The sequence below is a fragment of the Pseudomonas sp. DrBHI1 genome, assembly GCF_002205115.1.
In the GTDB taxonomy this organism is placed as follows: domain Bacteria; phylum Pseudomonadota; class Gammaproteobacteria; order Pseudomonadales; family Pseudomonadaceae; genus Aquipseudomonas; species Aquipseudomonas mosselii.
In genome coordinates, this window is record NZ_NIBE01000143.1 from 65,407 (window position 1) to 67,726 (window position 2,320).

Below are 2,320 nucleotides of genomic sequence, written 5' to 3' on the forward strand. Positions count from 1 at the left end.
ACCGAAACCGGCGACGCTGGAGGTATGGCTGCCCTCGCCTAGCGCGAACGCCTGGCAATGCCAGTGAATCAGGTTGGCCAGGGTGCGGTGCTCGACCATCACCCCCTTGGGCTGGCCGGTGGAACCGGAGGTGTAGATGACATAGGCCAACTGATGCACGTCCAGCCCTGCAACCACAGGGTTGCTGGCCGCCTGGTCGAGCCAGTCATCGCCATCCATCAAGACTTTAGCTACATCGCCGACCAAGGCTTCGGTGGTCGATTCGACCAGCACCAGCGCTGGCGCGCTGTCGCTGAGCAGATAGGCAATCCGCTGCGCCGGATAGCCCGGATCGACCGGCACATACGCCGCGCCGGCCTTGAGCACGGCCAGCATCGCCACCATCCGTTGCGGACCACGTTCCAGGCACAGCGCCACACGGTCGCCCAAGACCACGCCACGCTCGATCAGGTGATGAGCCAGGCGGTTGGCACGCTGGTTGAGCTCGCCGTAGGTCAGACGCAACTCACCCTGTACAACAGCTAATGCTTCAGGCGCTTGGGCCTCGACCAGCGCGTGCACGGTCTGCCCTTGTGGGTAGTCCATGTCCGTGGGATTGAAACCTTCGAGCACCTGGCTTCGCTGCGTAACGTCGAGGATGGGCAGCCTGTCGACCTGCGCCGCGCCACCCTGCTCCAACGCCTGGATCAACTGGCTCACGGCGGCGGTCATCCAACCTGCGACCCGTTCGGCACCGATCCCCAGCTGGGCCAGCACGCTGAGGCTGAAGCCTTCCCCGTGGTCGTCCACGCTCAGGGTCAACGGGTAGTTGCTGCGTTCTTCACCACCCAGCTGATGCATACCCTGGAAGCTTGCGGCATCCACACCGACCGTATCCGTCGGGCTGTGGCGGTAGTTGAGCAAGGCACTGAACAGCGGCGCCGAGGCCGGCACGCCACTGCAACGCTGGGCCAGCGCCAACGACGCATGCTCATGCCCGAGCAGCGCCGACAGCCGCTGGTGGGTGGCCTGCACCGCGGCGCGGGTGCCCTTGGCGGTGTCGATGCGCAGCGGCAAGGTGTTGATGAACACCCCCAGCGCCCGGTCGGCGCCCTCGCCGCCTTGCAGGCGGCCCATCAGCACGGTGCCGAACACCACGTCGCGACGCCCCGCCAGCACACCCACCACGCGTGCCCAGGCCAGGTGCATCAGGCTCGCGGCGCTGACCCCAAGGGCCCTTGCCTGCTCGCGCACCCGGCGCGACAAGGCCGGATCCAGCGGCAGGCGCGACTCCTCGATATCGCGCCCGTCGCCCTGCACATCGGCCAGGCCCATCGGCAGGGTGGGCTCGTCGACATCGCCGAGCATGTCGCGGAAGAACGCCTCGTGCCCCGCCTCGGCGGCGCCCAGGCGTACCTGGGCCACGTAGGTGCGGTACGGCACGGGCGCGCTCAACAGGTGCTGGCGACCGGAGAGAATCGCCTGCAGCTCGTGGACGATCACCTCCATCGCCGTGTGGTCCAGGGCCAGGTGGTGGAAGTGCAGGACGGCCACCACCCGCTGCAGGGCCGGGTCCAAGGCGTACGTCAGGCGCAGCAGCGGCGCCTGGGTCAGGTCCAGGCGTTGCAGGCGGGCATCGAAGTGCGCGTGCAACCGCTCGATCACCGCCTCTTCGCCGAGCCCGGTGACTTCGTTGACTGCAAGCTGGGCCTGGCGCCAGACCACCTGCACCGGCTCGCCCAGCCCTTCCCAGACCACCGAGGTGCGCAGGATGTCGTGGCGGTCAATGACCTGTTGCAGGGCTTCGGCGCAGGCCTGCAACCGATCCAGGCTGTCGAAGGCAAGGCGGGTCTGCAATAGGTATGGGTCACCCTGCTCGGCACTGAGGTGGTGGAAGAGGATGCCTTCCTGAAGCGGCGCCAACGGGTAGATTTCCTGCACGTTGGCCGGCCCCCCCGGCACGGTGGCGACGATACGATCGATGCTGGCCTGGTCCAGCTCGATCAGGCTGAGCATGTCCGGGGTGATCTGCGTCGCACCTTGCGGCACACGGTTCTCAGGCACTGCCACTTCACGCCCCGAACCCACCGCCGCCGCTAGCGCCGCCAGCGTCGGCTGGGCGAACAGCACGCGCACGTCGGCATCCAGGCCGGCCTTGCGCATGCGCTCGATCAGGCTCACCGCGAGCAGCGAATGGCCGCCCAGCTCGAAGAAGTGGTCATGGCGACCAACCTGCTCGACCTTGAGCACTTCGGCCCAGATCGCGGCCAGCGCGGTTTCGATCTCACCTTGCGGCGCCTCGAAGGCACGGCTGACCAGCGCCTCGCTGCCCGGCTGCGGC

General features: G+C 67.7%; 1 protein-coding gene. It reads right to left on the minus strand.

Annotated elements, in window-relative coordinates; all coding sequences use genetic code 11:
- Positions 1 to 2,320 (minus strand): AMP-binding protein (locus CC207_RS28140; RefSeq protein ID WP_256582364.1); only part of this gene is annotated, 2,320 nt, incomplete at both ends.